The sequence below is a fragment of the Mesorhizobium sp. M7A.F.Ca.CA.004.04.2.1 genome, assembly GCF_004022825.1.
Lineage (GTDB): Bacteria > Pseudomonadota > Alphaproteobacteria > Rhizobiales > Rhizobiaceae > Mesorhizobium.
The window spans coordinates 1-1,711 of the sequence record NZ_RZPH01001178.1; the positions used below are offsets into that span (position 1 = coordinate 1).

At 63.6% G+C, this 1,711-nt stretch carries 2 protein-coding genes; one reads left to right on the plus strand and one right to left on the minus strand.

The genetic code is table 11. The features are described from left to right. A partial coding sequence (locus EN893_RS32680; RefSeq protein WP_245490942.1) for an aconitase family protein occupies positions 1-941 on the minus strand: 941 nt, incomplete at its 3' end. A 280-nt stretch (positions 942-1,221) separates the two neighbouring features. Here EN893_RS32680 and ccmA point away from each other — a divergent pair. After that, positions 1,222-1,711, plus strand: a 490-nt coding sequence (ccmA, locus tag EN893_RS32685) for a heme ABC exporter ATP-binding protein CcmA (RefSeq protein WP_128362124.1), incomplete at its 3' end; no start/stop codon positions are given.

The window sequence follows — 1,711 nt, forward strand, 5'->3', positions numbered from 1 at the left end:
CCATATTCGGGCGCCATGTTGCCGATGGTGGCGCGGTCGGCCAGCGTCATGTTGGAGAGGCCCGGCCCGAAGAACTCGACGAACTTGCCGACGACGCCCTTCTTGCGCAGCATCTGGGTGACGGTGAGCACGAGGTCGGTGGCGGTGACGCCCTCTTTGAGCTTGCCGGTGAGGCGGAAGCCGATCACCTCAGGCAAAAGCATGGAGACAGGCTGGCCGAGCATGGCCGCCTCGGCCTCGATGCCGCCGACGCCCCAGCCGAGCACGCCAAGGCCATTGATCATGGTGGTGTGCGAATCGGTGCCGACGCAGGTGTCGGGATAGGCTGTCGTTTCGCCGTCCTCGGTGTTGGTCCACACCACCTGGCCGAGATATTCGAGGTTGACCTGATGGCAGATGCCGGTGCCGGGCGGCACGACGCGGAAGTTGCGGAATGCCTGCTGGCCCCATTTCAGGAATTTGTAGCGCTCCTCGTTGCGCTCATATTCCAGCTCGACATTGCGGGCGAAGGCCATCGGCGTGCCGAATTCGTCGACGATGACGGAATGGTCGATGACGAGGTCGACCGGCACCAGCGGGTTGATCTTCTGCGGATCGCCGCCGAGCGAGGCCATGGCGTCGCGCATCGCGGCAAGGTCGACCACGGCCGGAACGCCGGTGAAATCCTGCATCAGCACGCGGGCCGGGCGATAGGCGATCTCGACGCCGGCGGTGCCCTTGTCGGTCAGCCAGCCGGCCACCGCCTGGATCGATTCCTTGGTGACGGAGCGGCCGTCTTCGTTGCGCAGCAGGTTTTCCAGCAGCACCTTCATCGAATAGGGCAGCTGCGAGATGCCGGTGAGGCCGTTCTTCTCGGCCTCGATGAGGTCGAAATAGGCATACTCCGCGCCGCCTGCGGTCAGCGTGCGGCGGCAATTGAAACTGTCGAGGGATTTTGACACGTGCGATCCTTGTCTGTTCAGCCTGAAAGGGAACGGACGCCGATGGCATGCAATCACGCGCAAAGGTGCGGGTACGGCCATTTCCGCTGTCCGTTCCCAAGCAACCCGAGCCGTTCAAGGCGGCGCGTGCGCTGGTTCGGCGCTAATTCTGTTCCCGTGCCGACCGCTGGCACGGATGCACCGCATATAGAGAATTTTCTGGAATAGTTCTAGACAGTTGGAAAGCAAATTTGTGCGATGCGGCAGCGGCCGCGACACATGGTTTCAGGGCAGGCGAGGAATGCGGCTGATCGCCGAAAATCTGGGCGGCGAGCGAGGCGGCGAGGCGGTGTTTTCCGGCATCGATTTTGCCTTGGAGGAGTGTCAGGCGCTCATCGTCACCGGGCCGAACGGATCGGGCAAGTCGACCTTGCTGCGAGTCATCGCCGGGCTGCTGCCGGTGGCGCAAGGCAGCGTGAGGATCGAGGGTACCATGAAGATTGAAGACGGGGACGAAGCGTTCCCGTCTGTTGCCTCGGCCTGTCACTACCTTGGCCACCAGAACGCAATGAAGCCGGCGCTCAGCGTGGCGGAGAATTTGCGCTTCTGGCGCGACTTCAACGGCGACGGACAGCTCGGCGTCGAAGAGGCGCTGGAAACGGTCGGGCTCGGCGGCATCGGCCACCTGCCGTTCGGCTATCTATCGACCGGGCAACGCCGGCGCGCGGCGATCGCGAAACTGCTGGTCAGCCACCGGCCATTGTGGTTGCTGGATGAGCCGACAGCAGGGC